This window comes from Pseudomonas sp. 8(2025) (assembly GCF_052665325.1).
This window is the reverse complement of the sequence record NZ_JBQOIE010000005.1, coordinates 194,250-219,787: the sequence shown is the minus strand read 5'-3', so window position 1 is coordinate 219,787 and position 25,538 is coordinate 194,250. Positions and strand designations below refer to the sequence as shown.

Genomic DNA, 25,538 nt, shown 5'->3' with positions numbered 1-25,538 from the left:
ACCTCATTTGCCGGCACCTGCGCGCTGCCGGGCGCAGTAGCCGTCACCATCGGGTTGGGACTGCAAGTCGGTGCAACCGCCCCCCATGAACGCGGCCAGCGCGGCAAAGGGCAGCAGAACAATCACCTGCGCAATGCCTCGGGCCTGGGCATGCGGGTCCTCGACCTTGCGCAGAAAGCCCTGATCGTGGGCCGCTGCCTCGGTTTGCAGCGTGGCCCAGAGGGTATAGCGAAAAGCGTCAGCTCCAGGCCCCTGGCCGCCGACACGCTGACAGGCGTCCAGCGCCTGGACGGCGTAGACCTCCCCCACCTGACGTGGCACTCCCATCGGGCGGGCCTGACGGGCATTGAAGTCATCGATCAGGGTGGTGAGTTGCAACTGGTCCGCCTGCTGGGCCACCAGGCAATCGCTCTCGGCAGGAAACTCTCGACTGGTACGGGCCAGGGTATTCAGCCAGTTCCGGTAGTTGGTGTAGAAACCGAACTGGCTGCCGTCCGGCAGTTCCTGCCGATACAGCTTGAGGGCCCCGACAAAGTGCTTGCCGGTGTCGGTCAGCCGCTGCACCTGCTCGCGGCTCAGTGGCTGATTGAGGGTGTAGCCATACACCTGCGGCCCCTCGACTGTCGGCCCGACCGGGGCCGTAGTACAAGCTCCCAGCGATGACAGGATGATCGTCAGGCTTAAAACACTGCATAGCATCCGATGCATGACATGCCCCAGCGCGAGTGGACGGCTCGATGGCCAGACGCGAGATTACGCCATTTCCCAGCCGCTGTTTCGGCCAGAATTGTCGGAGCCTTAGCTGCACAGAACTTAAGTCAGCCACAGGGTCACAGCCAGCAGACTGACACCATCCTGGTCCTGCCGCCTAGCCAGTCCGACGCCCCTATCGGGTTGACGCGCCTGAACCGGCGCCCCATTGTTCCCGCCCTGCCTCTCGAACAAGGATGCTCCATGCTTCAGCGCGTCATGCTCTGCACCCTCTTGACCGTTATCGCCCTGCCCGCGTTCGCCGCGCCAGCCAAAGTCGAACGCCGGTGCGGCTGGTTCGAGAATCCGACGCCAGCCAACGCCACCCTGACCGACCGCGATGGCGTCTGGGAGATCGCCAGCCAGGGCGGCTATCAGGCCGAGGGCGAGTGGCCCACTTTCAACGACCAGCAATGGGTGCGCACCAACAATCACTACGGCTACGGCTGCGCTTGTGTCAGCGCCAGTGCGGATCCCCGGACTCATCGCCTCGACCAATTGCACAAAGCCAAGGCCCGCCCGCTGTCTGCCTGTCGCAACGATCCCAGCCTGTACGAACCCTTGCGCGAGGAAGCCGGAGTTCCGGTATTGCCCATGGATTCACCACGCTTCAAGGGTCAGGGCTTCAGCCTGCAATACCCCAAAGGTTGGAAGCTTGGCCAGGCGCAGAACTGCCTCACCCTGGACCACCCGAAAAAACGCCCCCAGGAGGAGTACACCCTGCACCTGTGCCTACAGCAGGGCAGCCTGGAACAGGCCGCCGAAGGTTTGTTTTTCTATCAGGAAAGCGGCGTGTGGATGCGCAGCGCCGGAAGGGATGAACCCAGCCCGGTGCAAGAGATTTCAGGCCCCGGCTGGAAAGGCCTGCTGGCCTATCAGACCTGCGGCATCAGCGATGGGGACACCGGCTTTCACGCCTATGGCGGCACCTGCCTGATGGCGCTGATCGACAGCGGCCAGCGTCAGGTGGTGGCTGACAGCGTCGGGTTCTTTCAGGACTTCGCCACCCTGAGGGCGATTCTGTACTCGATCCGCTTCGACCCGGCGCCGACAACGCCACCCCACTAGCCCTGTGACTCGGCCCGATACAGGGTTTGCAGGTGAGACAGGCGCAAGCCGCAGTGCTCCAGGTTGCGCCGGCTTTGCGAGTTCACCAGGGCGGTGGCTGCCACGCTCCGGGCCCCCAAAGCAGCAGCCTGCTGCAAGCGATGGGCGATCAGGGCCCGGTGATAACCCAGGCCCCGCGCGGCCCGGGTGGTAAAGGCGGTGCCCAGGTATGCCACGCCGTTGTCGGCGATGAACAGCGCCGCGCCGGCCACCGCAACGCCCTGCTCCCGCAACAGGTACAAATGCCCGCGCCCATCGTTGAGCAAGCCACCAAAGGCCGCCTGGGTGGCCGGCCGAGCGGCCGCAGGGGTATTGAAGCCTTCGCGGTGCAGCGTGCAGAACACTTCCAGCGTCGAGGCGGTCACCGGCTCGATATCCAGCACTGAAGGCGGCGCCACAATCTCGCCCACAGGAGCGAACAGCTGCCCATGAGTCCAGCCCTTCAGGCGCTGCAACGGCAGCCCTTGCAGCTCCAGGGTGGGCACAACCTTGGCTGACTCGGCGATCAAGGCGATCGCCGGGGCGTAAGCCACGCAGCTCTGCAGCAGTTCGACCAGGCGCCGGGCATCCTGTGCCCTGTCGCCATGTACCCGGTTCATCATCGGGCTGGGGTTGCCGCCGACGACGAAGGCACCACAACCCGGCTCACCAAACAGGCAGGCCCGATAAGGGTTGCCCGGCAGGCTCGCCAGACCCTGGACCCGGGCCCGCAGGTATTGGGTTTCGGCATATTCAAGCGCCAGCGCGCGGCTCAGGTGCATATCAGCGGTTACCCACCGGGGTTTCACTGACCCAGGGCACCCGCACCTGCTCGGCGATGCTCGTGGCCTGCTGCTGCAACACCTCCAGTTGGGTCCGACGGCCGAACAAGCCAGTGAAATGCAGCAGCAAGCGCCCGGCAAACCCCAGGCCATCGCCGCGTTTGCGCGGGATCAAGTGCAGGTGCGCATGGGGAATGTGCTGGTTGGTGGCGCGGCCCTCATTGACCAGCAGGTGGGTGCCTTCGACGCCGTAGCCGGCACGCCGTTGCGCCGCCAGCAGGCCATCGAAGACCTGATACAGGTGCTGGCGGATGAAACCGGGCAATTGCTCGAGCTTCTCTACGTGCTGCTGGGGGATCAGCAGCAGGTGCCCTTCACCCAGCGGATGCACGTCCATGAAGGCCATGCAGTGCTCATCGCGGTACACCAGTGCGGCGGGCAAGGTGCCGGCGGCAATCTGGCAGAAAATGCAATTCATCCCTGAATCCTCAAGTGGCAAGGCGCGCCCGGGCGGGCGCCGCCAATGTAACCCACCTGCATCCTGTAAAGCGCGTTCCTTGTGCCCGGCTTGGGTTCAGCCCAGCGCCAGGTAGGCGCCGGCATCGACCTCGATCATCACCGGCTGCCGGGTGTCCTTGAGGGTGTGCAACAGGTCTTGCAGCTGCGCGGGGGAGTCGGCGCGGTGGTGCGCCACATGGAAGCTTCGGGCCATGGCCTGGAAGTCCGGGGTGAGGATGTCCACCCCCAGCGGCACGATATCCCGCGCCTGCATGTAGTCGCGGATCTCGCCGTAGCACTGGTTGTTCCACACCAGCAGGATCACGCCGATCTGTGCTTCCTTGGCCGCGATCAGCTCGCCGCTGGCGAACTGCAGGCCACCGTCCCCCACCAGCGCCACCACTGGCCGCTCGGGGCGCGCCAGCTTGGCGCCCATGGCCGCCGGCAAGCCGTAGCCCAGGGTGCCGTAACCACTGCCGGCGTTGAACCAGCTGGCCGGAGCCGGGGCCTGGTAGCCACAGGCGCCCTGGTACACCGGCTGGGTCGAGTCGCCCACCAGGATCGGTGCATCCAGATTGTCCCGCAGCAGGTCCAGCAGGCCCTGCAAGCCTTGCTGCTTGGGCGTCCAGCCGGCGCGCTCGGTCTGGTTCACCCGTTGCACGCTGTCCAGTGCCCAGCGCCCGCGGGAGTTGGCGGGCGCCACCTTGCCCAGCAGTGCCTGCAAACCTTCCAGGGCATCCCCCACCAGGCCGACATGGGCCCGCTGCACGCCCATGACCTGCATCGGGTCGATGTCCAGGCGAATCAGCGAACCCTTGAAGCGCAGCGGCCCGAGGCCAAAGAAGTCGTAGTCGGTTTCCCCAAGCTCGGTGCCCACGGCGAGCACCACATCCGCTTCGTCGATCAGCGCCCGGCCATGGGCCGAGGACTGCACGCCATCGAGCAACAGCGGGTGGCCGCAAGGCAGCAGGCCGCGGGCGTTGGTGGTCAGGGCCACCGGCGCCTGCAGGCGCTCGGCCAATTGCCGCAGGACCTCGGCGCAACCCCGGGCACCACCACCGGCCAGGATCAACGGGCGGTGGGCACTGTTGAGCAAGGCCAGCGCCGCCTCGATCGAAGCCCCGGCCGGCGCCGGCGCGCCAGGCAGGCTGCGGGGCATCAGGTTGAGGTTATCGGCGGGCATCTCCAGCACGTCCAGGGGAATCTCGATGTGCACCGGCCGTGGCCGTGCGCACTTGAATACGGCAAAGGCCCGCGCCAGCAGTTCCGGCAACTCCGAAGGCGCTTGCAGGGTGTGGCTGAAGGCGCAGACCCCGGCCACCATTGCTCGCTGGTCCGGCAGTTCGTGCAGGTGGCCGTGGCCCAGGCGCAGGTGCTCGCGACGGTTGACGGTAGAGATCACCAGCATCGGCACCGAATCGGCATAGGCCTGGCCCATGGCCGTGAGGATATTGGTCATGCCAGGGCCAGTGATGATGAAGCACACCCCAGGCTTGCCGCTGGCCCGGGCGTAGCCGTCGGCCATGAACCCGGCCCCCTGTTCATGCCGTGGGCTGACGTGGCGCAAGCGGCTGCCGTGCAGGCCGCGATAGAGCTCGACGGTGTGCACGCCGGGAATCCCGAATACCGTGTCCACGCCATAACCTTCCAGCAAACGAACCAGGGACTGCGCACAGGTGGTCATCGACTACTTCCTCTTGTTCTTATGTGCGGGCGACACCCTGCGCCCGGCTGATGTCGAGGGACATTAGTCGCTGCACCCAAGGGGCAACAATCGAAAAAAATCGCGGCGATTGCTCAATAAAATTCACGCTTTGCCGTTGCGACGGGGTTCCGGGTGCAAGCGGGTGATGCCCTGCAGCTGGGACTTGACCCACTCGCTGAACGCCAGCACCACCGGCCGCTCGGACTTGAGCAGGTCGGCCACCAGGTAGTAGCCGCGATTGGACTCGATCTCGGTGCCGAAGGGCTGCACCAGTTGGCCCCGGGCCAGGGCTTCGCCGCTGATCAGGTTGTCGCCCATGGCAATGCCCTGGCCGGCGATGCAGGCCGACTGCACGAAGTGCGCGTCGGCAAACACGATGCCCCGGCGCACGTCGACATTCGGCGCCCCGGCGGCCGCCAGCCAGACCCGCCAGTCGGAGTAGTCGATCATGTGCAGGAGCAAGGCGTGATCCAGGCCATCAAGGGTTTTCAGGCCACCCATGGCATTCACCAGGCTCGGGCTGCACACCGGGAAATAGCGCAGGGAGACGATCTTCTGCACGTGCTGGTTGGGCCAGTCGCCCATGCCATAGGCCACGAACAGATCGACGCTGCTGTCGCTGGTGTCCCCCGGCGTGCGGGGCGACACCAACTGCAGTTCAACCTGGGGATACAGCGCCTGGAATTCGGCGATATGGGTGCACAGCCAATAGGTGGCGAACCCCGGCGGGCTGCTGATGCACAGCCGGCCGCTGACCTGCTGGCCATCGGAGCGCTGGCCGGCCTCGAGGATATTGGCCAGCAGCAGGTGGATGTCCCGGGCATAGCGCTCCCCCTGGTAGGTGATGCGAATGCTGCGGCCCTGGCGCTCGGTCAGGGCAAACCCCAGGGTCTGCTCCAGGCTCTTGATCTGGTGGCTGATGGCGCTGGGCGTCAGGTTCAGCTCATTGGCGGCCTCGGCGACACTGCCCAGGCGGGCCACCGCGTCCAGAGCGCGCAACGCGGTCATGGAGGGATAACGCATACCGATCATGCCTCGACTACAAAAAAACGAGTGGCAGCACCATAGCTGCAATCGGCGTCCGGCAATAGCCTTGCTCGTCGCCGAAAAAAAAGCCCATTACTGAAAAAAATTACCGTGTCCCACTAAAAATGCTCGATTGACCCGCCGCCGTCGATGGCTAATTCTCAAGCCCTACCCTGTGCCGGGTACTGCCCGGCCATCGCACAATAACAAGAGGGTCGACCCTTGCAATCGCAGCCCAACTCCGTCAATCCCGTGGTGGCGATCGATGATCTGCACAAGAGCTACGCCGATCACCACGTGCTCAAGGGCATCGCCCTGCGCGCCAATGAAGGCGAAGTGGTGTCGTTGATCGGCTCCAGCGGCTCGGGCAAAAGCACCCTGCTGCGCTGCATCAACCTGCTGGAGATTCCCTGCAGCGGCAGCCTGCGCATCAATGGCGAAGAAGTGCGCATCAGGACCGACCGTGCCGGCAACCCGCAGGTCGCCGACCCGGCCCAGGTGGCGCGCCTGCGCACCCAGTTGAGCATGGTGTTCCAGAGCTTCAACCTGTGGCCCCACCGCACCGTCCTGGAAAACGTCATCGAAGCGCCGGTGTATGTCCTCGGTGAAGACCGCAAGGACGCCATCGCCCATGCCGAGCACCTGCTGGAAAAGGTCGGCCTGGCCAACAAGCGCGACGCTTTCCCTTCCTTTCTCTCCGGCGGCCAGCAGCAGCGGGTGGCCATCGCCCGGGCCCTGGCCATGCGCCCCCAGGTGCTGTTGATGGACGAACCGACCTCGGCCCTGGACCCGGAACTGGTGGGCGAAGTGCTCAAGGTCATCCAGGGCATCGCCGAGGAAGGCCGTACCATGATCCTGGTGACCCACGAAATGGCCTTTGCCCGGGACGTGTCGAGCAAGGTGATGTTCCTTCACCAGGGGCTGGTGGAAGAAGAAGGGCCACCCCAGCAAGTGTTCCTCAACCCGGTCAGCGAGCGCTGCCGGCAATTCGTCATGGCTCAGGAAAACCGCGTCTGACGTTTCGCTTCAATCCTTGAAAACAACAACTTCGATAAAGGGTAAAGCCATGAAAAACCTGCTCAAGGTGCTCGCCACCGGTTGCCTGTTCAGTGCACTGGCCAGCCACGCCGTGGCCGCCGACAAGATCGTCTTCGGCATCGCCCTGGAACCCTACCCGCCGTTCTCGATGAAAAGCGGCAACGGCGACTGGAGCGGCTTCGAACCGGAGCTGATCAAGGCTCTGTGCGACCGCATGCAGGCCCAGTGCCCACTCAAGGAAGTGGCCTGGGACGGCCTGATCCCGGCCCTGCAATCGAGCCAGATCGACGCCATCCTCAACTCCCTGAGCATCACCGACGAACGGGAAAAGGTCATCGATTTCTCTGCGCCCTACTACCAGACCCCGGCCATGTGGGTCGCCGACCAGAGCCTGGAGCTGGTCACCACCCCCGAAGGCCTCAAGGGCAAGCTGATCGGCGTGCAGGGTTCGACCTCCAACGCGACCTTCGCCAAGACCTACTACGGCAAGACCTCGACCCTGCGCTACTACACCACCCAGGACGACATGATCGCCGACCTGCAGAGCGGGCGCATCGACGTGATGCTGGCCGACGCCCTGACCATCGAGCCGATCCTCAAGACCGCGGCCGGTGCCGGCCTGGCGGACAAGGGCCTGGCGCCCAAGGACCCGCTGTTCGGTTCCGGCATCGGGGTCGGCCTGCGCAAGGGTGACAGCGCCCTGCAGCAGCGGATCAACACCGCCCTGGCCTCGCTCAAGGCCGATGGCACCTACGACAAGATCCGCAGCCGCTACTTCAGCGTCGACATTTCTGCCAACTAAGCCGTCCGGCCGGCCCGTTTGCGCGGGCCGCCGGCGTTGACTGGATACGTCATGATTTCTCTGTCCGACCTTTCCCAACTGTTCGTCGCCGACGGCTGGCTCGGCGCCCTGGCCCAGGGCGCGCTGGTGTCCCTGCAGATTTCCGCCGGGGCCTTTGTGCTCGGCCTGGGCATCGGCCTGCTGGTGGCGATGATCAAGCTCAAGGGCCCGCGCTGGCTGGTGAAGCTGGCCAACGCCTACACCACCCTGTACCGGGCCATGCCCGAACTGCTGCTGATTCTGCTGCTCTACTACGCCGGCACCGACCTGCTGAACATGGCCATGGCGGCCATGGACCGGCCGAGTGTCACGGTCAACGGCTTCATTGCCGCGGTACTGGTGCTGGGCATCGTCCAGGGCGCCTATTCGGCGGAGATCATCCGGGGCGCGATCCAGGCCATCCCCCACGGTCAGATCGAAGCGGCCCGGGCCTACGGCATCGAGCGCTGGCTGCTGGTGCGGCGCATCCTGTTGCCGAGCATGCTGCCCTACGCCATGGCCGGGCTGTCGAACCTGTGGCTGGTGCTGGTCAAGGACAGCGCGCTGATCAGCATCGTCGGCTACAGCGAGCTGCTCTCGGTGGGCAAACAGGCGGCCGGTTCCACCAAGCATTACCTGGTGTTCTACCTGGCGGTCGCGGCCTTCTATTTCGTCATCACCCTGGTGTCCGGCAGCGTGTTCCGCGTGCTCGAACGACGCACCAACCGCTGGCTGCCCCAGCACTAGGAGGCTCGAATGGACTTTTCCTGGATCAACGGTTTTTCCAGCGAGCTGCTGCGCGGCCTGGGCATCACCCTCAAGCTCCTGCTGCTGAGCGGAATCTGCGGCTTTGCCCTGGCAGTAGTGGTGGGCCTGGGCCGGGTGTCGCGCAACCCTCTGATTCGTGCGCCGATGCAGTTCTACATCAGTGTGTTTCGCGGCACCCCGCTGCTGGTGCAGATCTACATCCTCTATTACGGGGTCGGCAGCCTGTTCGCCGCCTACCCGCCGATTCGCGGCAGCTTTCTCTGGCCCTACCTGCGCGAAGGTTTCTGGTATGTGGCCTTGGCCCTGACCCTGAGTGTCGGCGCCTACGTCGGCGAAGTGCTGCGTGGCGGCCTGCGGGCCGTGCCCCGAGGCGAGCTGGAAGCCGCTCGCGCCTATGGCATGGGCCACTGGCTGACCCTGCGCCGGGTGTGGCTGCCCCGGGCCCTGGAACTGGTGCGCCCGACCCTGGTGGGGGAATGCGTGCTGCTGCTCAAGGCCACTGCACTGGCGTCCACCGTGGCGGTCACCGACCTGCTGGGCGCGGCCAACCTGGTACGGGCCCAGACCCTGAAAGTCTACGAGCCGCTGCTGGCCGTGGCACTGATCTACATCGTCCTGGCCTTTGTCATCGAACATCTGTGCGCACGCCTGGGCAAGGTCCCCCAGCGTCAGGCCTGAACCCATTCATTGCGCGGGCAGCGAGGCCCGTGAGGAGAACAACATGCGTTACTCACCTTTCGTACAGCGCATCAGCGGCGAATCCGTCAGCGCCTGGGACATCCACTACGCGGCCATCGAGGCCCGTGGGCGCGGAGAAGACGTGATCGTGCTCAGCGTCGGTGACCCGGACTTCGCCACCGACGAGCGCATCAGCGCTGCCGCCAGTGCCGCCCTGGAGCAAGGCGACACCCACTACACCCACGTCCTCGGCCGCCCTGCCCTGCGTGAGGCCATCGCCGCCAAGCAGCGCCGCCTGCTGGGCATCGAGGTCAGCGCCGACAACGTGGCGCTGGTGGCGGGTGCGCAGAACGGCTTGTTCGCCACATCGCTGTGCCTGTTCAGCAGCGGCGACGAAGTGCTGGTGCCAGAACCCATGTACCTGACCTACGAGGCCTGCATCCACGCCTCGGGGGCGCAGATCGCCTGCGTCCAGCAGCCGGCGGCCAATGGCTTTCGCCTGACCGCCGCGGCCCTGGAAGCGGCGCTCACCGACAAGACTCGCGGCATTGCCCTGGCCACCCCGTGCAACCCCACCGGCAACGTCTACAGCCGTGAGGAGCTGGAAGCCGTGGCCGAGGTGGCGCGCAAGCATGACCTGTGGGTGATCTCCGACGAGGTCTACGGGCAACTGACCTACGACCGCGAACACCTGAGCATCGCTTCGCTGCCGGGCATGGCCGAGCGCACGGTAATCCTCAACAGCCTGTCGAAAACCCATGCCATGACCGGTTGGCGCGTGGGCTGGGTGATCGCCCCGCCGGCCCTGGTCGGGCATCTGGACAACCTCTTGCTGTGCATGCTCTACGGCCTGCCGGGGTTTATCCAGGAAGCCGCGCTCAAGGCCCTGGAGCTCGATGAAGAAGTGATCGGCAGCGCCCGCGAGGTCTATCGCCGGCGCCGCGACCTGGTGGTGGAGGGCCTCAAGCAGGTGCAACTGCTGGACTGCCGCGAGCCGGAAGCCGGGATGTTCATGCTGGTGGACGTGCGCCGCACCGGCCTGTCGAGCATGGATTTCGCCTGGCAGCTGTTCCGCGCCACCGGGGTCTCGGTGCTCGACGCCCAGGCTTTCGGCGCCAGTGCCGAGGGCTTCGTGCGGATCTCCTTCACCGTCGCCGACGAGGTGCTCAAGGACGCCTGCCAGCGCATTGCCGGCTTTGTCGAAACCCTGGGCGCACAACGCTGAATGCATGACCCGGGCCGCCCAGCGGCCCTGGTACCTCTGACAAGAACACTGCTGCGCCATACTTTTTTGCCCACCTTTGAAGGGCCCCCTGCTTGAGAGGTTGACCCCGTGACCGCTTCCGACCAATTCAACTCCACCCATAGCGCCGTCGATCAATACGCTGAACTGGTGCTGCACAACGGCCGGATGTACACCCTCGATCCGGCCCAGCCCTGGGCCGACGCCGTGGCCATCCGCCAGGGCAAGCTGATCGCGGTGGGCAGCCTCGCTTCCCTGGCCTCGCTGATCGGGCCCAATACCCGCCAGCACGATCTGGACGGGGCCTTCTGCATGCCCGGCCTGCATGACATGCACACCCACCCGGACCTGGCCCTGGCCCCGCGCTACGCCGACGACCTGGACGTGGGCATCGAAGACCCGACCCCGGAGCAACTGGCAGCAGCGATCCACGCCTATGCCGACAGCCATCCCGGCGACGGCTGGATCTACGGCCAGTACTGGGTGCGCTACACCTTCCGCGAGGCCGGGCTGACCCCGGGCCGCGAATGGCTCGACAGCGTCATGCCGGACCGCCCGGTGGCCCTGCTGGACCGCATGTGGGGGACCATGATGGTCAACTCCAAGGCCCTGGAACTGGCCGGCATCGACCGCCACACCAGCGACCCGCGCAACGGCTACCTGGAGCGCGACGAGCTGACCGGCGAACCCAACGGCTTGTTGATCGACGGTGCCTACGCCCTGATCCATGCCGCCATGCCGCCGACTCCGGTGTCGGTGCTGCGCCGTGCCTATCGCGATGGCGTGCACTTCCAGACCTCTCGCGGGGTCACCGCCACCAAGTACGTGCACGTCTGCGAAAACCGCCTGCAGGCCCTCAAGGAACTGGACGATGCCGGCGAGCTGACCCTGCGGGTGGAAGCCGCCATCAGCTGGCAGGACGACATCTTCCCGGTGCGCCGGCGCTGGGAACTGCTCAGTGGCGAGCGGCATTTCTATCGCAGCGCGCGCCTGAGTGCCAACGCGGTGAAGTTCCACTTCGATGGCACCGTGGAGCCCAAGTCTTCCTACCTGCTGACCCCCTGGCCGGAAGAGTCGAGCTGGCGCGGCAAGCTCAACCTGACCCCGGAACACATCACCGACATGGTGGTGGACATGGACAAGCGCGGCCTGCGGGTGATCGCCCACTGCACCGGCGACGGCGCCTCCGACGTGTTCCTCGATGCCGTGGCCGAGGCCCGGCGGCGCAACGGCAACAGCGGCATCCGTCACCAATGCGCCCACAGCACCCTGCTGCACCCGGGCAACCTCAAGCGTTTCCAGGCCCTGGACGTGATCGCCGAGTTCTCTCCGGCAGCCTGGTACCCGACGCCGTTCGCCAGCGGCGCACGCTCCGGCTACGGCCAGGAACGCCTCAAGCGCATCTATGACTTCAAGGGCGTGTTGGCAGCCGGTGGCATCGCGGTGTTCGGCACCGACTGGCCGGTGGCGTCCATCGATCCATGGCTGGCCCTGGAAACCATGGTCACCCGGCAGAACCCGTGGAACCAGGAACCCGACACCTTCGGTGACCCCATCAGCCTGGAACAGGCGCTGCAAGTGGCGACCCTCAACGGCGCCCATGCCATGGGCCTGGAACACCTGACCGGCAGCCTGGAGGCCGGCAAGTCGGCGGACCTGATCGTCCTCGACCGCGACCTGTTCGCCCAGGGCGCACGCAACTACATCCACCACACCCAGGTGCAACTGACCTTCGTCGAGGGGCAACTGGTCTACGACCGCCAGGGCACCTTCAGCGACACCCCTCTGCAAGCGGTGTGGGAAGGCCTGCCACCGGTGATCGAGGGCAAGGAATAATGAACAGCACCCCGAGCATCCCGGTAACCGTGGTTGCAGGCTTTCTCGGCGCCGGCAAGACCACCCTGCTCAACCGCATGGTGCAACGCGCCGACAGCGGCCGGCTGGCGGTGATCGTCAACGATTTCGGCGAGCTGAACATCGATGCGGCGATCATCGCCGAGGTCACCGACGCGGTGTACAGCCTGCAGAACGGCTGCATCTGCTGCACCGTGCAGGAGGACCTGCTGGCGCAACTGGTGAGCCTGTCCAAGCTGCGCCCGGCCCTGGAGCGAATTGTCATCGAGTGCAGCGGCGTCTCCGACCCGCAGCGCATCGTGCAGACCATCGGCTACCCGCAACTGCGCAACCGCCTGCACCTGGACGCGGTGATCACCCTGGTGGATGCCAGCGGCTACCAGGACCTGGAAGGGGAAATGGCCCGCCTGTCCCGAGCCCAGGTGGCCTGCGCCGACTGGGTGCTGCTGAACAAGGCCGATCTGGTGAGCGCCGAGCAATTGCAGAACATCCGCGCCAGCCTCGGCAATCGTGCCCCGGTGTTCGACACGGTGCAGGCCGAGCTGCCCCCCGAGCTGCTGCTGGCGCCGCCGGTGCGCTCCACCGAAGTGCTGTTCAAGGCCCTGCCCCAGGCCCACGACCAGTTGTTCGAAAGCTGGGTGTGGAAAAGCTCGCGACCGCTGCAGCCCAAGGCTTTGCGGGACTGGCTGGCGCGCCTGCCCGCCGACCTGCTGCGCCTCAAGGGCCTGGTGCGCCTTGAAGGCAATGAACAACCTTATTGGTTGCAGCATGTGGGCAACCGCAGCCAGTTCACCCTGGCCGCCGATCAGCCCACCGAGCATGCCGCGCAATTGGTATTCATCGCCCGCCGGGGCAGCGATCTGCGCCAGGAACTGGAGGCTGGGGTCAGCGATACACAAGTGCTTTGAACGACAGGGAATCTGTGGCGCGAAGGCCGGTCTGAAAGAGGCGCGGCTGCCGGGCCGTCGCTTGGTCCGTGACAATAGGGCCCGGGTCCAATAGATTAGGCGCCCCCGAAAATCCCCCTGGGCCTTTCGCGCCTCAAACCTGTTAAACCAAGTAGTGGATGTTCAATGCCTGATTCCAACACCGAAGAATCCGTAGTCGCCCTGTCCAACAAGGCCGAATACGAAAACGCCATTCATCTTTCACAACACGTGTCCCAGGCCAAGACCATCAGCGAGATGGTGCTCGACGCCTTCCACACCTCGAAAGAAAGTGACCAGATTCGCGAACTGCGCGCAGCGATTCGCCAGGCCCACGACCGCTTTGACGACGACACCGCCTATGAACTCATGGGCCAGCTCAAGCAGCTCAAAGACGCCGAGGCCGCCGACCTCGCCGCCTTGGAAGACCTGAGCAAGAAATTCCCCATCAGCCGGATTCTCTCCAGCTACAAGGACGATCCGGACTTCCAGGAGCTGGTCTACGGCCTGGCCCTGAAGGTGCTGAACCAGACCCACCAGGCCATCAGCAACCCCAGCGGCGGCAAGAGCAAGGCGCGTCCGAAGAAGGAAATGGAAGTGTTCGCCATCAGCAAGGACGGCGTCAGCGTCACCCTGCCGATGCGCCCGCGCTCCAAGGCCAACGTCGACCGTGAAGCCTTCGAATTCCTCGGCTTCAGCTTTGTCGGCGAAGGCGACGAGGCGGAACTGGAAAGCGAGATGTTCCTCGACAAGGATGGCAACGAACAGCAGGCCACCCGCAAGAACATCGTTACCGCGATCCAGCAGCAGACCGCGTTCGAAGGCTACAGCGCGCAACAACAGCTGTAACCCGCCGCTGCAGGGGCGAGCTTGCTCGCCAAGCGCCAGCACAGCCTTCTGCAGACCTGAAAAGCCCCGTATTCCAGCGTGAAGACGGGGCTTTTTTTCTTCAGCGATCCCCGTACTCAAGGATGGGGTACATCGCACACAACGCCTCGGTCTCCAGCCGGAAGCGCTCCTGCTGCGCGGGCTCCAGAACGTATGGCTGCTCGCCCTGTGGCTGCAGCTGATCCAGTATCCGGCACACCAGGTCGACGATCTGCCGGCAGCCCTGGGGGTCCACATAGCGCTGTGCGATGGAGCCCGTGCCGATACACAAGCCATTGGCGGCAAATGACGATCGAGTCTCCCCCGGTGCGCGTTTTTTGCTGACGATGATTCCGCACTTTTCCAATGCCGATTCGGCGAGGGAGCCGCTGATGCCCTTAGGCAAGCGCAACAGGATCGTGTGGTTTTCCGTCCCGCCGCCCATTACCTCGTAGTCCCGCGCCATGAACGCGCAGGCCATTTCATCCGCCGTGGCGCGAATCCGCCCCATGTAGGCATCGAACTGTGCAGACATGGCATAGCCCAGCGCGGCCGCCTTGGCGGCGATCATGTTGACTGCAGGCGCCCCCTGCATCCCGGGGAAAACTGCCTGGTCGAGCACCCGACGAAAGCTCGACCTCAGGCCGGGCACCTTGGTGTCCGCGTCCCGCCCGGAAAGAATCAGGCCGCCGCGTGGCCCGGCGAGCTGTTTGTGGGTGCAAGTGGTGGTGACGTGCGCCACATCGATCGGGCTCGGGTGACGCCCCGTGGCAACCAGGCCGGCGATATGGGAGATGTCGGCAAGGACGATGGCCCCGGCTTCATCGGCAATGTCGCGAAAACGCTGGAAGTCCACGACCCGCGAATAAGCCGTTGCCCCACAGATGATGATGCGCGGGCGGTGGGCCATCGCCAGCTGACGTACCTCCTGGTAGTCGATGGTGCCCTGGGCCGTGGTGCCGTAGCGGATCGCCTTGTAGTGGGCACCGGTAAAAGCGAGGGAGCTGCCGTGGGTCAGGTCGCCGCCATGATCCAGGGCCATCCCGAGCAGGGTGTCCCCCGGCTCAAGCAGCGCGGACAACACCTGGTAGTTGGCGTTCGAGGCCGAGTGCGATTGCACCGCGGCGTACTGCGCGGCAAACAGCTCCCGGGCCCTGCGGATCGCCAGGGATTCCACCAGATCGACGTTTTCGCACCCGGCGTGATGGCGTTTGCCCGCAACCCCCTGCGCCGTCACGTTGACCAGCGCCGAGGCCGAGGCGGCAAGGCTTCTGGGGGTGGCTGCACAGGAGGATGAAACCAGGGAAAGCGTGCGTTGTTGCCGGCTTACTTCAGCGTCCAGGATCCTGGCCAGCTCGGCGTCTTCTGTTCGCAGGTCCGCCAAGCCACATCGCAGCAAGTCGGCCTGGTTCCTCAGTGGTTCGGTATCGGCTGCCATAAATCTGTGCCCCTTCCTTGAGTACTGCGCGCCACGAACGAGGGCGTGCTTCCTGGGTTTTACGTTCGTTGGTGTGAATCGGGCTGATCCGGGCCCTGGGTCAAGACTGTATAAGGCGTAACAGAATTAATCAAAAAATTAAACATCCTCAAAGTTAAATGCTTCTTTTTTGAAGTGGAAGGACATCGGCGCAACCTTGCCGGTGCAAGCCGCAGGGCGAGAGTGATAATGCCCAACCCCTGGGGCTTTATTGTCATGGCTGACGCATGCAACACTTGTCCGTTGCGGCCCTGTGCAAACCGGCCCCTCTCAGCGACTTGATCGCCCACAGTCCCCGTAGCGAAGTATCCCAGGACGGATACAGGCTGGCTAAAGGAGCACTAGCGAATTACCAGACAACACAAAAGCAACTGACAGGCTTCTGCCACAGTGATCCCGCTATTGGCACCAGGCAATCGATGTCATGCGCGATGTGAACGCTAAAAAATTCGATGCATTACGACTATAAGGAAATGGTGAGGCATTTGATGCACAGAAGAGAAAGAACAGAGTATTTAAAAAGCAATATCAAATACCTGATTAAAAGTCGCGGAGAGACACAACTGTCTTTATGCAACGCCAGTGGCCTGACCAGAACAACCATATACAACATCCTGGAAGGCAAGGTCAGCAACGTCCAGCAGTCCACCATTCGGAAAATCTCCGACTTCTTCGGCATTTCCTATGAGGAAATAGAAACCGTCGACTTTGAAGAGAAGGAGATCATCGAAAGCAGCATTTCCCCGCAAGGGAACATGAACCCTGCTGCTGTTCCGATCCTCAAGGAAAGCCAGTTGATGGCCAACATGGATAAACGTATTGGCGAACTCGCCACTTGTTTCCCATTGACCTACTACTTCGGCACATCCTGCAACTTGATAGCCGTGCGCCTGGAAAACGATATCAAGGGCATGTATGAGGTCGGCGGCCTGCTGATCGTGCAAAAGGGGACGATCACCGATGAAAAGGAAAAACTGGCTTACGACAAACAGACCAGGAAACTGCTGATCATGAACGAGGTCGTCTTCGACCCGGATCGTATATCCGTTGTCGGCGATATCATTGAGGAACGCTTCAATGACTGCCTATGAAGGTGATATCGAGAACAGCAAGTACAAGCTTCTGGGGTTTGAGAACAATAAAAACCTGGCCGTGATCATGATCATCGACACCGGCAAGGTCATAAAAATAAAGCTGAGCGAAGTAGTGAACAGCGAAATAATGGATAACTTGAACAAAATGGAAGTTAAAAACCTGTATAAAAAGTTCTACTCCCAAGGAGGAACACTTACTGCATACGACTTGAACGACCGCAATGAAAACTCATGGATGATCTACATCATCCTCAACCTGCTGCTCTTTACCTTTTATATTTTCACCAGCATCGCTGCAACAAAGCCGATCTACCTTGAATCCCTCGACATCATTATTACCCCCGGCACCTTTCTGTACCCTCTGACATTCCTGATCGTTGACCTGCTGAACGAGAACTTCGGACTCAGGCTCGCCAGAAGAGCCATTCTGTTTGCATTTGCAAGCAACGCCATGATCATCATCCTGCTCTACGCGTCCACTTTTCTCCCCGGACTGCCAGGCTGGAAACTCGATACACCTTATAACGACGTTATTATCCAGGTGTCGTCTGTACTGGTAGCGTCTTCCGTTTCCTTCCTTGTTTCTGAAAACATAAACTCATATTTGCTGTGCAAGATAAAGGAACTCACAAACTCCAGATTCCTATTTCTGCGGATATTCCTCAGCACCTTGTTTGCGGTCATCATCGACAGCTTCGTGTTTTGCTACATCGCATTCTATGGAGCCATGCAAAACAACGACATCCTGAACATGATTTATGTTCAGATCGCAATCAAGGTCTGTTTTGCATTCTTCAATATATTGCCCGCCTATGGCGCACGATCACTGTTCAAGAGATACATAACGGATAGCCAGGCAAAATGATCGATCGCTGTTTGTAGAGCGACGCCGGAGCTCAACACCTATCTGCCAGGCAGGTTCAGTGTTGGGCTCCAAGGGCAGCAAGCTGCTCAAATCCTCACTTCAGACCCATCTTGCTCTTCAGGCTATCCATGACTTGCGTCTTGTTCTCCAGATAAGCGTTCAAGCCTTTTGCCCGTAGATTGCAGGCGTCGCAGTTGGCGCAGCCACTGCCCATGATGCCGTTGTAGCAAGTCAGGGTTTGCTCGCGAACCAGCTCCAGTTGATTGTGGTAGTCCGCCAGGGCCCAGGTTTCTGCCTTGTTCAGCCACATCAGTGGAGTCTCGAGGCGCAACTTGTACTCCATGCCCAGTTCGAGGGCCTTGTTCAATGCCTTTACAAATTCATCGCGGCAATCGGGGTAACCCGAGAAATCGGTCTCGCACACTCCGGTAATCACGGTCTCGGCTTTTACCTGATAGGCGTAGATAGAGGCCAGGGTAAGGAACAGGATATTTCTTCCGGGTACAAAGGTGCTGGGCAAGCTCTCGCCTGAACTGTTCACCGTGGGCACCGGAATGTTGTCCCGAGTGAGGCTGCTGATCGCCAGTTCGTTGAGCAACGAAGCGTCCAGCACTTTGTGCACGGTCGCCCCCAACTGCTTGGATAGCCGCTGCGCGGTCTCGATTTCCGCGTAGTGCCGCTGGCCATAGTCGAACGTAATGCAGTGCACTTCGTCATAGAGCGGCAAGGCGTGGATCAGACAGGTTGTCGAGTCCTGTCCGCCGCTGAACACGATAACCGCTGTTTTCTTCATCATTCTGCTTCCTGCATGAGTTGGGTCATTTGAATAGTTGGGCAGCCCACGCAAGGGCTCTCAATAAAATACCCCGCGCGTCTCTCGAAGGCGGGGCTTTTCCGTGTTCGGGTGCGCGGCTCACGCCGAGCGTGCACTGCCGGCCATGCGCCGCAGAATATGCCCCTGGCCCTTGATGCAGTGCAGGATCAGCGCCGCCACATGGCCGACGATCAGCACCAGCAGGGTCCAGCCCAGGAGGCTGTGGAAATTGTTGCCCAGTTCGGTCATCCACTGGATCTTCGGCCCGTCGAAGCCGTTCATTACCGGCAGACCAAAGGCGGAAAAGGCGCGACCCGAGCCGTACTGACGCAACAGGCCGAGAAACGGAATGGCAAACATCCCGGCATACAGCAGCCCATGCCCCAGGGTTGCTGCAAGGTTGAGGCTCGGCGGCCGGCGATGACGGTTCAACAGACTCCAGACCACACGCACCAGCAGCAGGGCCATCAACAGCAGGCCGACTTGCTTGTGGGTCGGCCAGAGGAACTTGTCCAGGGCCGAATCGGCCAGCAGGTAATGCGCACTGGTAGTGCTGTAGATCCAGGCAAAGGCCAGGGCCATGGCCCAGTGCAGTCCGCGACTGATGACGCCATAGCGCGCCTTCGAGTCGTACAGTTCAATACGGTTTTCCATTGCATCCACTCAGGTTCTATCCACGAACGGCGCATTTTACCCGGCCAGGCCAGGCCTTCGGGCCGAAAAACTTTAAATGATGTGACCATCAACCCAGCGCAATGAAAAAAGCCCCGCGCTTCTTGCGAAGGCGGGGCTTTTCCTGTGGCCTGGACAGCTTAGTGTGCGTAGGTCAGCAGGAGCTCGGTCGGGGCCTTGAAATCCACCGACATCATCACGCTCAGCGCGGTGATGGTGAAGATCGAGAACACGAAGAGCTTGCGCGCCCACACGGTGTCATCCACTGCCTTGTAGCCGGTCCAGGCCATGTACAACCAGTACATGCCCATGGCCGCCGCTACCGCCAGGTAGCTCATGCCGGCGTAACCGCTGAAGGTCAGCATCAGGGTCGCCACCAGGAATGCCAGGATGTAGAGCAGGATGTGCTTCTTGGCCACGCGGATGCCACGCTTCACTGGCAGCACCGGAATCGATGCGGCCAGGTAATCGTTGAAGCGGAAGATCGCGATAGCGTAGGAATGCGGCATCTGCCACAGGCTGAACATCACCAGCAGGGTCAGCGCAGCCATGTCGAAGCTGTTGCTGACCGCGACATAGCCGATCACTGGCGGCATGGCCCCGGACAGACTGCCCACCAGCGTGCCGTGAACCGACTTGCGCTTGAGGTACAGGCTGTAGAAGCCGACGTAGATGACAAAGCCGATTACCGCGAACAACGCGGCCAACGGGTTGGCCACGTAGTACAGCAGGGCGACGCCGGCGACACCGAGGATAGAGGCGTAGACCAGTGCCACTTCCAGGGAAATCAGGCCCTGGACCAGCACGCGGTTCTTGGTGCGTTCCATCTTCAGGTCGATGTCACGGTCGATGCAGTTGTTGAACACGCAACCGGACGCTACCACCAGCGAGGTGCCGATCATGGCGGCCAGGAAAATGGCCAGATCGACATGCCCTTTCGAGGCCAGGAAGAACCCGCCTGCCACAGAAAGCACGTTACCGAAAATGATCCCCGGTTTGGTGATTTGGATAAAGTGCTTGAGCGACATCGGGTTTACCTCACTTCGCCATCATGACGGTGTGGATGCTGAACATGATCCACAACGACAGACCAACCAGCAGAACAATGACCAACGCGGCGAAGATGAACGCCACCACGTTGTTGCGCTGTGCTTCGGAACGGTCCAGGTGCAGGAAGTACACCAGGTGCACCAGCACCTGGATGACTGCGAACGCCAGGACGATCCACAGGGTCACGTCTTTGGGCAGCGATGGGTACATCACCAGGCCGAACGGGATCAGTGTCAGGATGACCGACAGGATGAAGCCGATGGCGTAGGACTTGACGCTGCCGTGACCGGCTTCGTCGTGGGAGTGTGTGTTGGCCATTTACATAGTCCCCATCAGGTAAACAACGGTGAATACGCAGATCCACACCACGTCCAGGAAGTGCCAGAACAGGCTCAGGCAGCTCAGACGGGTCTTGTTGGTCGCCGTCAGGCCGTTTTTCTGCACCTGGTACATCATGATCGCCATCCAGATCAGACCGCTGGTCACGTGCAGACCGTGGGTACCGACCAGGGTGAAGAACCCGGACAGGAAGCCGGAACGGCTAGGGCCATAGCCTTCGGAGATCAGCAGGTGGAACTCGTTGATCTCCATGCCGATGAAGCCCAGGCCGAACAGGAAGGTCATGGCCAGCCAGCCCAGTACCTGCTTCTTGTTGCCCCGGAAGAACGCCAGCATGGCGAAGCCGTAGGTGATCGAACTGAACAGCAGCAGGGCGGTTTCACCCAGTACGTATGGCAGTTCGAAGATGTCGTGGCCCGACGGGCCACCCGCTACGTTGTTAACCAGTACCGCGTATACCGCGAAGATCGACGCAAACAGAATGCAGTCGGTCATCAGGTAGAGCCAGAAACCGAATACGGTCATCTCGCCCGAGTCGTGGTGATGGTCATCGTGCCCATGGTCATCGACATGGGCGTGTCCAGCATTGGTCACTAAGTTCGACATGGATTAAGCCTGTTCCAACGAGGTTTCAACACGGGTAGCCGGGATCTTGTTCTCCGATACCAGACGCTTGTGCTGTTCGGCTTCGATGCGCTCGATCGTTTCGACCGGCACCATGTAGCCTTGATCATCACGGGCAGCGTGGATCGCGAAATAGATCACGGTGCCGGCCAGGCTTGCGATGGCCAGCCACCAGATGTGCCAGATCATGGCGAAACCGAACACGGTCAGCAGAGCACCCATGACCAGACCGGTAGCGGTGTTGTTGGGCATGTGGATCGGCTGGTAGCGGCCAGGCTGCGCGTAGGCAGTGCCGTTTTCCTTGGCTTCGGTGAACGGATCGATGCCTTCGGCTTTCGGCAGTACCGCGAAGTTGTAGAACGGAGGTGGCGACGAGGTCGACCATTCCAGGGTGTGGGCGTTCCAAGGGTCGCCGGATACACACATGTTCTGCTTGCGGTCACGCACGCTGACGTACAGCTGGATCAGCTGGCAGGCGATACCCACGGCGATCATCACCGCACCTACCATGGCGACGTACAGGTACGGCACCCACTCAGGGTTGGTGGTGGCGTTCAGACGACGGGTCATGCCCATGAAGCCCAGTGCATAGAGCGGCATGAACGCGACGAAGAAGCCGGAGATCCAGAACCAGAACGCAGCCTTGCCCCAACCTTCATGCAGCTTGAAGCCGAAGGCTTTCGGGAAGTAGAAGCTGAAGCCGGCGATGTAGCCGAATACCGCGCCGCCGATGATCACGTTGTGGAAGTGAGCGATCACGAACAGGCTGTTGTGCAGAACGAAGTCGGCACCCGGAATGGCCAGCAGTACGCCAGTCATGCCGCCGATGGCGAAGGTCACCATGAAGCCCAGGGTCCACAGAACCTGGCTGGTGATGCGCAGACGGCCGTGGTAGATGGTGAACAGCCAGTTGAACAGCTTCACCCCCGTCGGAATCGAGATCAGCATCGTCGCCAGGCCGAAGAAGGCGTTGACGCTGGCCCCCGAACCCATGGTGAAGAAGTGGTGCAGCCAGACCATGAAGCCCAGTACCGAGATCGCGCCGGAAGCGTAGATCATCGAATGGTGGCCGAACAGGCGCTTGCCGGAGAAGGTCGAGATCACTTCGGAGAAGATACCGAACGCCGGCAGGATCAGGATGTACACCTCGGGGTGACCCCAGGCCCAGAACAGGTTCACGTACATCATTGGATTGCCACCAAGTTCATTGGTGAAAATGTGGAAATCCATGTAACGGTCAAGCGTCAGCAGTGCCAGGGTAGCGGTGAGGATCGGGAACGAAGCCACGATCAGCACGTTGGCCCAGGTGCAGGTCCAGGTGAAGATCGGCATGTCCATCATCTTCATGCCCGGGGTACGCATTTTCAGCACGGTGGCCAGGAAGTTGACCCCCGTCAGCGTTGTCCCCAGCCCTGATAGCTGTAGCGCCCAGATGTAGTAGTCCACACCCACGCCCGGACTGTATTGCAAGCCCGACAGCGGCGGATAGGCAACCCAGCCGGTCTTGGCGAATTCGCCAACGCCCAGGGACAGGTTGATCAGCACCACGCCCGATACCAGCAGCCAGAAGCTCAGGGAGTTGAGGAACGGATAGGCCACGTCACGCGCGCCGATCTGCAGCGGCACGACAAGGTTCATCAGGCCGGTGAAGAATGGCATCGCCATGAAGATGATCATGATCACACCGTGAGCGGTGAAGATCTGGTCATAGTGTTCAGGTGGCAGGTAGCCAGGCGAACCCTCGGTGGCCATGGCCAGCTGGGTACGCATCATGATGGCGTCGGCAAAACCACGCAGCAGCATGACCATGGCGACGATGATGTACATCACACCGATTTTCTTGTGGTCGACGGACGTCAGCCACTCGGTCCACAGATAGGTCCACTTCTTGAAGTAGGTGATTGCCGCGAACAGCGCCACGCCACCGAGCAGAATCATGGCAACGGTGACCATGACAATCGGCTCGTGGAACGGAATCGCTTCCAGACTTAATTTACCAAACATCGTTTACTCCTCTGCCCCGGCAGCTGAATGCGAACTCACGTCCATCCCTTCCGTTGCGGCCACTTCCTTTTCTTTCTTCTCGTGCTTGAGCGGCTTGCCCGGTTTCATGCCTTCATACTTGTCGATGACGGTCTGGAACAGGTTTGGCGCGTAGGCGGAGTAGAGCTCTACAGGATTGTTCTGGCTTGGCTTGGAAAGGGCTTCGTATTCAGCGGTGTCCAGCTGTTTAGGTGCCTTCTTGACTTCGTTTACCCAGGCGTCGAAATCTTCCTGACTGGTAGCGATCGCTTTGAACTTCATGCCGGTGAAACCCGCGCCGCTGTAGTTGGCGGAGATACCTTCAAGTTCGGTGTTCTGGTTGGCAATCAGGTGCAGCTTGGTGGTCATGCCCGCCATCGCGTAGATCTGGCCGCCCAGGCCCGGGATGAAGAACGAGTTCATCACGGTGTCGGAGGTCACGCGGAAGTTCACCGGGGTATGGGCCGGGAAAACGATCTTGTTGACGGTGGCGATCCCTTGGTCGGGATAGATGAACAGCCACTTCCAGTCCATGGCGACCACTTCGATGGTCACTGGCTTGACGTCGGAATCCAGCGGACGGTACGGGTCCAGGGCGTGGGTCGACTTGTAGGTGACATAACCCAGGGCAATGATGATGAGCACCGGAACCAGCCACACCGCGATCTCGATCTTGGTGGAGTGGGACCACTTCGGCGCGTAGGTCGCGTCCTTGTTGGAGGCGCGGTATTTCCAGGCGAAGGCGAAGGTCATGATGATGACCGGCACAACCACCAGCAGCATCAGGATGGTTGCCGTGATGATCAGGTTTCGTTCATCCAGACCGACCTGACCCTTGGGATCGAGCAAGGTCCACTTGCAGCCTCCCAGCATTAACATGCCGAGCAGCGGCAATAAGCCTAGTAATCTGGGGTACCTGTTTTTACTCATCTCACGACCTCTAAAGCAGCTTGCGCAATGCAGTTGGGTTTTGATCGCCAACACTTCACCCTGCCAAGGGTTGGCATTTTTCTTCAATTGAATAAGGGCCTGCCCGTTGCGTTAAGCGCTCAACGACACATCCCGGGCTAGCAGTGGTTCTTATTCGATCTCGTGGTCAAAGGCCTTGTTACAGACCAATTCCATTTGGTGCGGAAGTTTGGAAGGCGCCGACACCCGCAGTCGCATGGAGCGCTCTATCCGCCCCTCGACCGTCCTCGTGTGCTCAGGGTTGAGCAGCGTCGGAAATTCAGTGCGGGCGATTGTAGATATGTCGCGTTTTATAAACCATGTCTTATCCCGAAATAATTTTTATCCCATGGCGCAACAATCCCTCATGATTGTTGCGAAGGATCGCAATCATAGCGATTTTCATTTGCAACAAAAAGCCCCAAAAAGGACCTGAAACACCCCCCTTCCAGGACTCTCGATCCCCCCTGAGGGCCGCCTTCCATCAGGCTTCACCCCTTGTAAAACGGGCGCTGTGAAGATTTGTATCGATAGCAGGCTATGGTTCTCGGCCGACAGGCTCGCGTACACAAACTGACAGGCTCTCATTGAACCAGCGCGCCAGAATGCAGTCTGTTGCAGCGACTCAACCGCCCCTCAGCGACCGCGGCACTGTGACAACATGTCGCACTTTTGCCGCACCTGCGCTTGCCGCAAATCACGGACTTTTCAGGTGCCGAATGAACGGCACAAAAAAGCCCCGGCCCTCCCATGGGGAGCCGGGGCTTTTACGGGCGAATCAGTAGGTTTTCTTGCGATTGCGCACCACACCCAGAGGCACCAGGATCACCGTCAGCACGAACGCCACCAGCGCCCACTGGGCCAGGGACAGACCGAGGATCGGCGGGTACGGCGTGGAGCAGAAACCGTCGACCTGAAAGCCCAGGGGGAAGATCTTGGCCAATGGCAGGCTGTCGACAATCGGCTGCAGTACATCGATGCCACAGCTCACCGAGGGGTAGAACTGGGTGTACACATGGTGCCCCGCCACGCCCGCGCCGGCGAGGGCGCAGATGACCACCAGGGTTTCCATGACCGTGACCCCACGTCGCGAACTCATGGCCGCACCGATGAAGGCAAACAGTGCAATCAGCAGCAAGGCATAACGCTGCAGGATGCACAGCGGGCACGGCGCCTCGCCCAGCACCACCTGCATGTACAGGGCTCCGCCGATCAGTGCCAGGCAGATAATCCCCAGCAGCACCAGGAAACGCCGCTCGCGCCCCAAACCCAGTCTGTCGTCACTCATCCCTATTCCTTTTTCTGTTGTGTTCAGCCTGCCCCCGAGACCCGAGGCGGCAGACCGAGATTGTCTTCGATGAACCCGTCGATAGCGTGCAGGCCAATGCTCGCAGAGGCACACCCGGCTGCCGGGAAGTCTACACGTTGAACATGACCTTTGAATGCAGGGACGTACAGCGCCACTGCAACGCGGCTTCGGGCGCTTTGCCAGTTGCGGACAATAGCGACAAGCAGGTTAAGAGTGGATTAACCGCCATACCAAATACGCCGAGAATAAAGGCGGTTTCGGGAAAATCAGCGAATGCCGGAGC

At 61.5% G+C, this 25,538-nt stretch carries 25 protein-coding genes; 11 read left to right on the top strand and 14 right to left on the bottom strand.

Annotation, left to right across the window (positions count from 1 at the left end):
- Window positions 1-3 precede the first annotated feature (3 nt).
- Window positions 4-606, bottom strand: a complete 603-nt coding sequence (locus ACUXVH_RS12650; protein ID WP_065365229.1) for a hypothetical protein — start codon at window positions 604-606, stop codon at window positions 4-6.
- A 348-nt stretch (window positions 607-954) separates the two neighbouring features.
- Here ACUXVH_RS12650 and ACUXVH_RS12645 point away from each other — a divergent pair, with 348 nt between their 5' ends.
- Window positions 955-1,818 (top strand): DUF4087 domain-containing protein, encoded by an 864-nt coding sequence (locus tag ACUXVH_RS12645; protein WP_065365228.1) that lies wholly within the window; start codon window positions 955-957, stop codon window positions 1,816-1,818.
- On the opposite strand, the gene ACUXVH_RS12640 is transcribed toward ACUXVH_RS12645, so the two are convergent.
- From ACUXVH_RS12640 to ACUXVH_RS12625, 4 genes are all read right to left on the bottom strand, one after another.
- Complete coding sequence (locus tag ACUXVH_RS12640; RefSeq protein WP_065365227.1) at window positions 1,815-2,618, bottom strand: GNAT family N-acetyltransferase; 804 nt, start codon at window positions 2,616-2,618, stop codon at window positions 1,815-1,817. The two genes, ACUXVH_RS12645 and ACUXVH_RS12640, sit on opposite strands and share 4 nt — an antisense overlap.
- 1 nt (window position 2,619) lies before the next feature.
- Window positions 2,620-3,096, bottom strand: a complete 477-nt coding sequence (locus tag ACUXVH_RS12635; protein ID WP_445494998.1) for an HIT family protein — start codon at window positions 3,094-3,096, stop codon at window positions 2,620-2,622.
- A 96-nt stretch (window positions 3,097-3,192) separates the two neighbouring features.
- Window positions 3,193-4,800: a 5-guanidino-2-oxopentanoate decarboxylase gene (locus tag ACUXVH_RS12630; RefSeq protein WP_072442564.1), complete on the bottom strand. Its 1,608-nt coding sequence runs from the start codon at window positions 4,798-4,800 to the stop codon at window positions 3,193-3,195.
- A gap of 123 nt (window positions 4,801-4,923) precedes the next feature.
- Complete coding sequence (locus tag ACUXVH_RS12625; protein ID WP_015636908.1) at window positions 4,924-5,844, bottom strand: LysR substrate-binding domain-containing protein; 921 nt, start codon at window positions 5,842-5,844, stop codon at window positions 4,924-4,926.
- A 225-nt stretch (window positions 5,845-6,069) separates the two neighbouring features.
- Here ACUXVH_RS12625 and ACUXVH_RS12620 point away from each other — a divergent pair, with 225 nt between their 5' ends.
- The 8 genes from ACUXVH_RS12620 (at window position 6,070) to ACUXVH_RS12585 (ending at window position 14,023) form a co-directional block, all read left to right on the top strand.
- Entirely contained in the window at window positions 6,070-6,864 is a 795-nt protein-coding gene (locus tag ACUXVH_RS12620; RefSeq protein ID WP_011063270.1) for an ABC transporter ATP-binding protein, read from the top strand.
- Between the two features lie 49 nt (window positions 6,865-6,913).
- Window positions 6,914-7,687: a transporter substrate-binding domain-containing protein gene (locus ACUXVH_RS12615; protein WP_011063271.1), complete on the top strand. Its 774-nt coding sequence runs from the start codon at window positions 6,914-6,916 to the stop codon at window positions 7,685-7,687.
- Between the two features lie 51 nt (window positions 7,688-7,738).
- Entirely contained in the window at window positions 7,739-8,452 is a 714-nt protein-coding gene (locus ACUXVH_RS12610; RefSeq protein ID WP_053153682.1) for an ABC transporter permease, read from the top strand.
- A 9-nt stretch (window positions 8,453-8,461) separates the two neighbouring features.
- The gene (locus tag ACUXVH_RS12605; protein ID WP_011063273.1) at window positions 8,462-9,151 is read left to right on the top strand and encodes an ABC transporter permease; all 690 of its coding nucleotides are present in this window, start codon (window positions 8,462-8,464) and stop codon (window positions 9,149-9,151) included.
- A gap of 43 nt (window positions 9,152-9,194) precedes the next feature.
- Entirely contained in the window at window positions 9,195-10,376 is a 1,182-nt protein-coding gene (locus ACUXVH_RS12600) for a pyridoxal phosphate-dependent aminotransferase (RefSeq protein WP_401402205.1), read from the top strand.
- Between the two features lie 108 nt (window positions 10,377-10,484).
- Window positions 10,485-12,230, top strand: coding sequence for an amidohydrolase (locus tag ACUXVH_RS12595; protein ID WP_053159991.1), 1,746 nt, complete (start codon window positions 10,485-10,487; stop codon window positions 12,228-12,230).
- Entirely contained in the window at window positions 12,230-13,156 is a 927-nt protein-coding gene (locus ACUXVH_RS12590) for a CobW family GTP-binding protein (RefSeq protein ID WP_123431387.1), read from the top strand. Before ACUXVH_RS12595 ends, ACUXVH_RS12590 begins: the two co-directional genes overlap by 1 nt.
- A gap of 165 nt (window positions 13,157-13,321) precedes the next feature.
- A complete protein-coding gene (locus ACUXVH_RS12585) occupies window positions 13,322-14,023 on the top strand; it encodes a hypothetical protein (protein WP_011063277.1) in 702 nt (233 codons plus the stop codon).
- A 100-nt stretch (window positions 14,024-14,123) separates the two neighbouring features.
- On the opposite strand, the gene glyA is transcribed toward ACUXVH_RS12585, so the two are convergent.
- Complete coding sequence (glyA, locus tag ACUXVH_RS12580) at window positions 14,124-15,479, bottom strand: serine hydroxymethyltransferase (RefSeq protein ID WP_065365225.1); 1,356 nt, start codon at window positions 15,477-15,479, stop codon at window positions 14,124-14,126.
- 527 nt (window positions 15,480-16,006) lie between these two features.
- Between glyA and ACUXVH_RS12575 the strand changes: the two genes are divergently transcribed.
- Complete coding sequence (locus ACUXVH_RS12575) at window positions 16,007-16,609, top strand: helix-turn-helix transcriptional regulator (RefSeq protein ID WP_011063279.1); 603 nt, start codon at window positions 16,007-16,009, stop codon at window positions 16,607-16,609.
- Window positions 16,596-17,477, top strand: a complete 882-nt coding sequence (locus tag ACUXVH_RS12570; protein WP_019094238.1) for a queuosine precursor transporter — start codon at window positions 16,596-16,598, stop codon at window positions 17,475-17,477. The genes ACUXVH_RS12575 and ACUXVH_RS12570 overlap by 14 nt, the downstream gene beginning before the upstream one ends.
- 94 nt (window positions 17,478-17,571) lie before the next feature.
- Here the strand turns inward: ACUXVH_RS12570 and queC are convergent, their stop codons facing one another.
- The 8 genes from queC to ACUXVH_RS12530 all read right to left on the bottom strand — a co-directional run bounded on the left by queC (window position 17,572) and on the right by ACUXVH_RS12530 (window position 25,234).
- Entirely contained in the window at window positions 17,572-18,270 is a 699-nt protein-coding gene (gene queC, locus ACUXVH_RS12565; protein WP_220224436.1) for a 7-cyano-7-deazaguanine synthase QueC, read from the bottom strand.
- Between the two features lie 120 nt (window positions 18,271-18,390).
- On the bottom strand, window positions 18,391-18,945 hold the full coding sequence (locus tag ACUXVH_RS12560) for a cytochrome b (protein ID WP_019093706.1): 555 nt from the start codon (window positions 18,943-18,945) through the stop codon (window positions 18,391-18,393).
- Between the two features lie 158 nt (window positions 18,946-19,103).
- Window positions 19,104-19,991, bottom strand: coding sequence for a heme o synthase (cyoE, locus tag ACUXVH_RS12555; RefSeq protein WP_011063283.1), 888 nt, complete (start codon window positions 19,989-19,991; stop codon window positions 19,104-19,106).
- A 10-nt stretch (window positions 19,992-20,001) separates the two neighbouring features.
- Entirely contained in the window at window positions 20,002-20,331 is a 330-nt protein-coding gene (cyoD, locus tag ACUXVH_RS12550; RefSeq protein ID WP_011063284.1) for a cytochrome o ubiquinol oxidase subunit IV, read from the bottom strand.
- A complete protein-coding gene (locus tag ACUXVH_RS12545) occupies window positions 20,332-20,958 on the bottom strand; it encodes a cytochrome o ubiquinol oxidase subunit III (protein ID WP_011063285.1) in 627 nt (208 codons plus the stop codon).
- A 3-nt stretch (window positions 20,959-20,961) separates the two neighbouring features.
- Window positions 20,962-22,980, bottom strand: a complete 2,019-nt coding sequence (cyoB, locus tag ACUXVH_RS12540; RefSeq protein ID WP_011063286.1) for a cytochrome o ubiquinol oxidase subunit I — start codon at window positions 22,978-22,980, stop codon at window positions 20,962-20,964.
- 3 nt (window positions 22,981-22,983) lie between these two features.
- A complete protein-coding gene (gene cyoA, locus ACUXVH_RS12535; protein WP_011063287.1) occupies window positions 22,984-23,928 on the bottom strand; it encodes a ubiquinol oxidase subunit II in 945 nt (314 codons plus the stop codon).
- Between the two features lie 796 nt (window positions 23,929-24,724).
- The gene (locus ACUXVH_RS12530) at window positions 24,725-25,234 is read right to left on the bottom strand and encodes a disulfide bond formation protein B (RefSeq protein ID WP_011063288.1); all 510 of its coding nucleotides are present in this window, start codon (window positions 25,232-25,234) and stop codon (window positions 24,725-24,727) included.
- Between the last annotated feature and the right edge of the window lie 304 nt (window positions 25,235-25,538).

What these genes read in the sequence shown, in the direction of transcription:
- ACUXVH_RS12645 (WP_065365228.1), top strand. Translation starts at nt 955, where the DNA reads ATGCTTCAGCGCGTCATGCTCTGCACCCTCTTGACCGTTATCGCCCTG.
- ACUXVH_RS12640 (WP_065365227.1), bottom strand. Translation starts at nt 2,618, where the DNA reads ATGCACCTGAGCCGCGCGCTGGCGCTTGAATATGCCGAAACCCAATAC.
- ACUXVH_RS12635 (WP_445494998.1), bottom strand. Translation starts at nt 3,096, where the DNA reads ATGAATTGCATTTTCTGCCAGATTGCCGCCGGCACCTTGCCCGCCGCA.
- ACUXVH_RS12630 (WP_072442564.1), bottom strand. Translation starts at nt 4,800, where the DNA reads ATGACCACCTGTGCGCAGTCCCTGGTTCGTTTGCTGGAAGGTTATGGC.
- ACUXVH_RS12625 (WP_015636908.1), bottom strand. Translation starts at nt 5,844, where the DNA reads ATGCGTTATCCCTCCATGACCGCGTTGCGCGCTCTGGACGCGGTGGCC.
- ACUXVH_RS12615 (WP_011063271.1), top strand. Translation starts at nt 6,914, where the DNA reads ATGAAAAACCTGCTCAAGGTGCTCGCCACCGGTTGCCTGTTCAGTGCA.
- ACUXVH_RS12610 (WP_053153682.1), top strand. Translation starts at nt 7,739, where the DNA reads ATGATTTCTCTGTCCGACCTTTCCCAACTGTTCGTCGCCGACGGCTGG.
- ACUXVH_RS12605 (WP_011063273.1), top strand. Translation starts at nt 8,462, where the DNA reads ATGGACTTTTCCTGGATCAACGGTTTTTCCAGCGAGCTGCTGCGCGGC.
- ACUXVH_RS12600 (WP_401402205.1), top strand. Translation starts at nt 9,195, where the DNA reads ATGCGTTACTCACCTTTCGTACAGCGCATCAGCGGCGAATCCGTCAGC.
- ACUXVH_RS12590 (WP_123431387.1), top strand. Translation starts at nt 12,230, where the DNA reads ATGAACAGCACCCCGAGCATCCCGGTAACCGTGGTTGCAGGCTTTCTC.
- ACUXVH_RS12585 (WP_011063277.1), top strand. Translation starts at nt 13,322, where the DNA reads ATGCCTGATTCCAACACCGAAGAATCCGTAGTCGCCCTGTCCAACAAG.
- glyA (WP_065365225.1), bottom strand. Translation starts at nt 15,479, where the DNA reads ATGGCAGCCGATACCGAACCACTGAGGAACCAGGCCGACTTGCTGCGA.
- ACUXVH_RS12575 (WP_011063279.1), top strand. Translation starts at nt 16,007, where the DNA reads ATGCACAGAAGAGAAAGAACAGAGTATTTAAAAAGCAATATCAAATAC.
- ACUXVH_RS12570 (WP_019094238.1), top strand. Translation starts at nt 16,596, where the DNA reads ATGACTGCCTATGAAGGTGATATCGAGAACAGCAAGTACAAGCTTCTG.
- queC (WP_220224436.1), bottom strand. Translation starts at nt 18,270, where the DNA reads ATGAAGAAAACAGCGGTTATCGTGTTCAGCGGCGGACAGGACTCGACA.
- ACUXVH_RS12560 (WP_019093706.1), bottom strand. Translation starts at nt 18,945, where the DNA reads ATGGAAAACCGTATTGAACTGTACGACTCGAAGGCGCGCTATGGCGTC.
- cyoE (WP_011063283.1), bottom strand. Translation starts at nt 19,991, where the DNA reads ATGTCGCTCAAGCACTTTATCCAAATCACCAAACCGGGGATCATTTTC.
- cyoD (WP_011063284.1), bottom strand. Translation starts at nt 20,331, where the DNA reads ATGGCCAACACACACTCCCACGACGAAGCCGGTCACGGCAGCGTCAAG.
- ACUXVH_RS12545 (WP_011063285.1), bottom strand. Translation starts at nt 20,958, where the DNA reads ATGTCGAACTTAGTGACCAATGCTGGACACGCCCATGTCGATGACCAT.
- cyoB (WP_011063286.1), bottom strand. Translation starts at nt 22,980, where the DNA reads ATGTTTGGTAAATTAAGTCTGGAAGCGATTCCGTTCCACGAGCCGATT.
- cyoA (WP_011063287.1), bottom strand. Translation starts at nt 23,928, where the DNA reads ATGAGTAAAAACAGGTACCCCAGATTACTAGGCTTATTGCCGCTGCTC.
- ACUXVH_RS12530 (WP_011063288.1), bottom strand. Translation starts at nt 25,234, where the DNA reads ATGAGTGACGACAGACTGGGTTTGGGGCGCGAGCGGCGTTTCCTGGTG.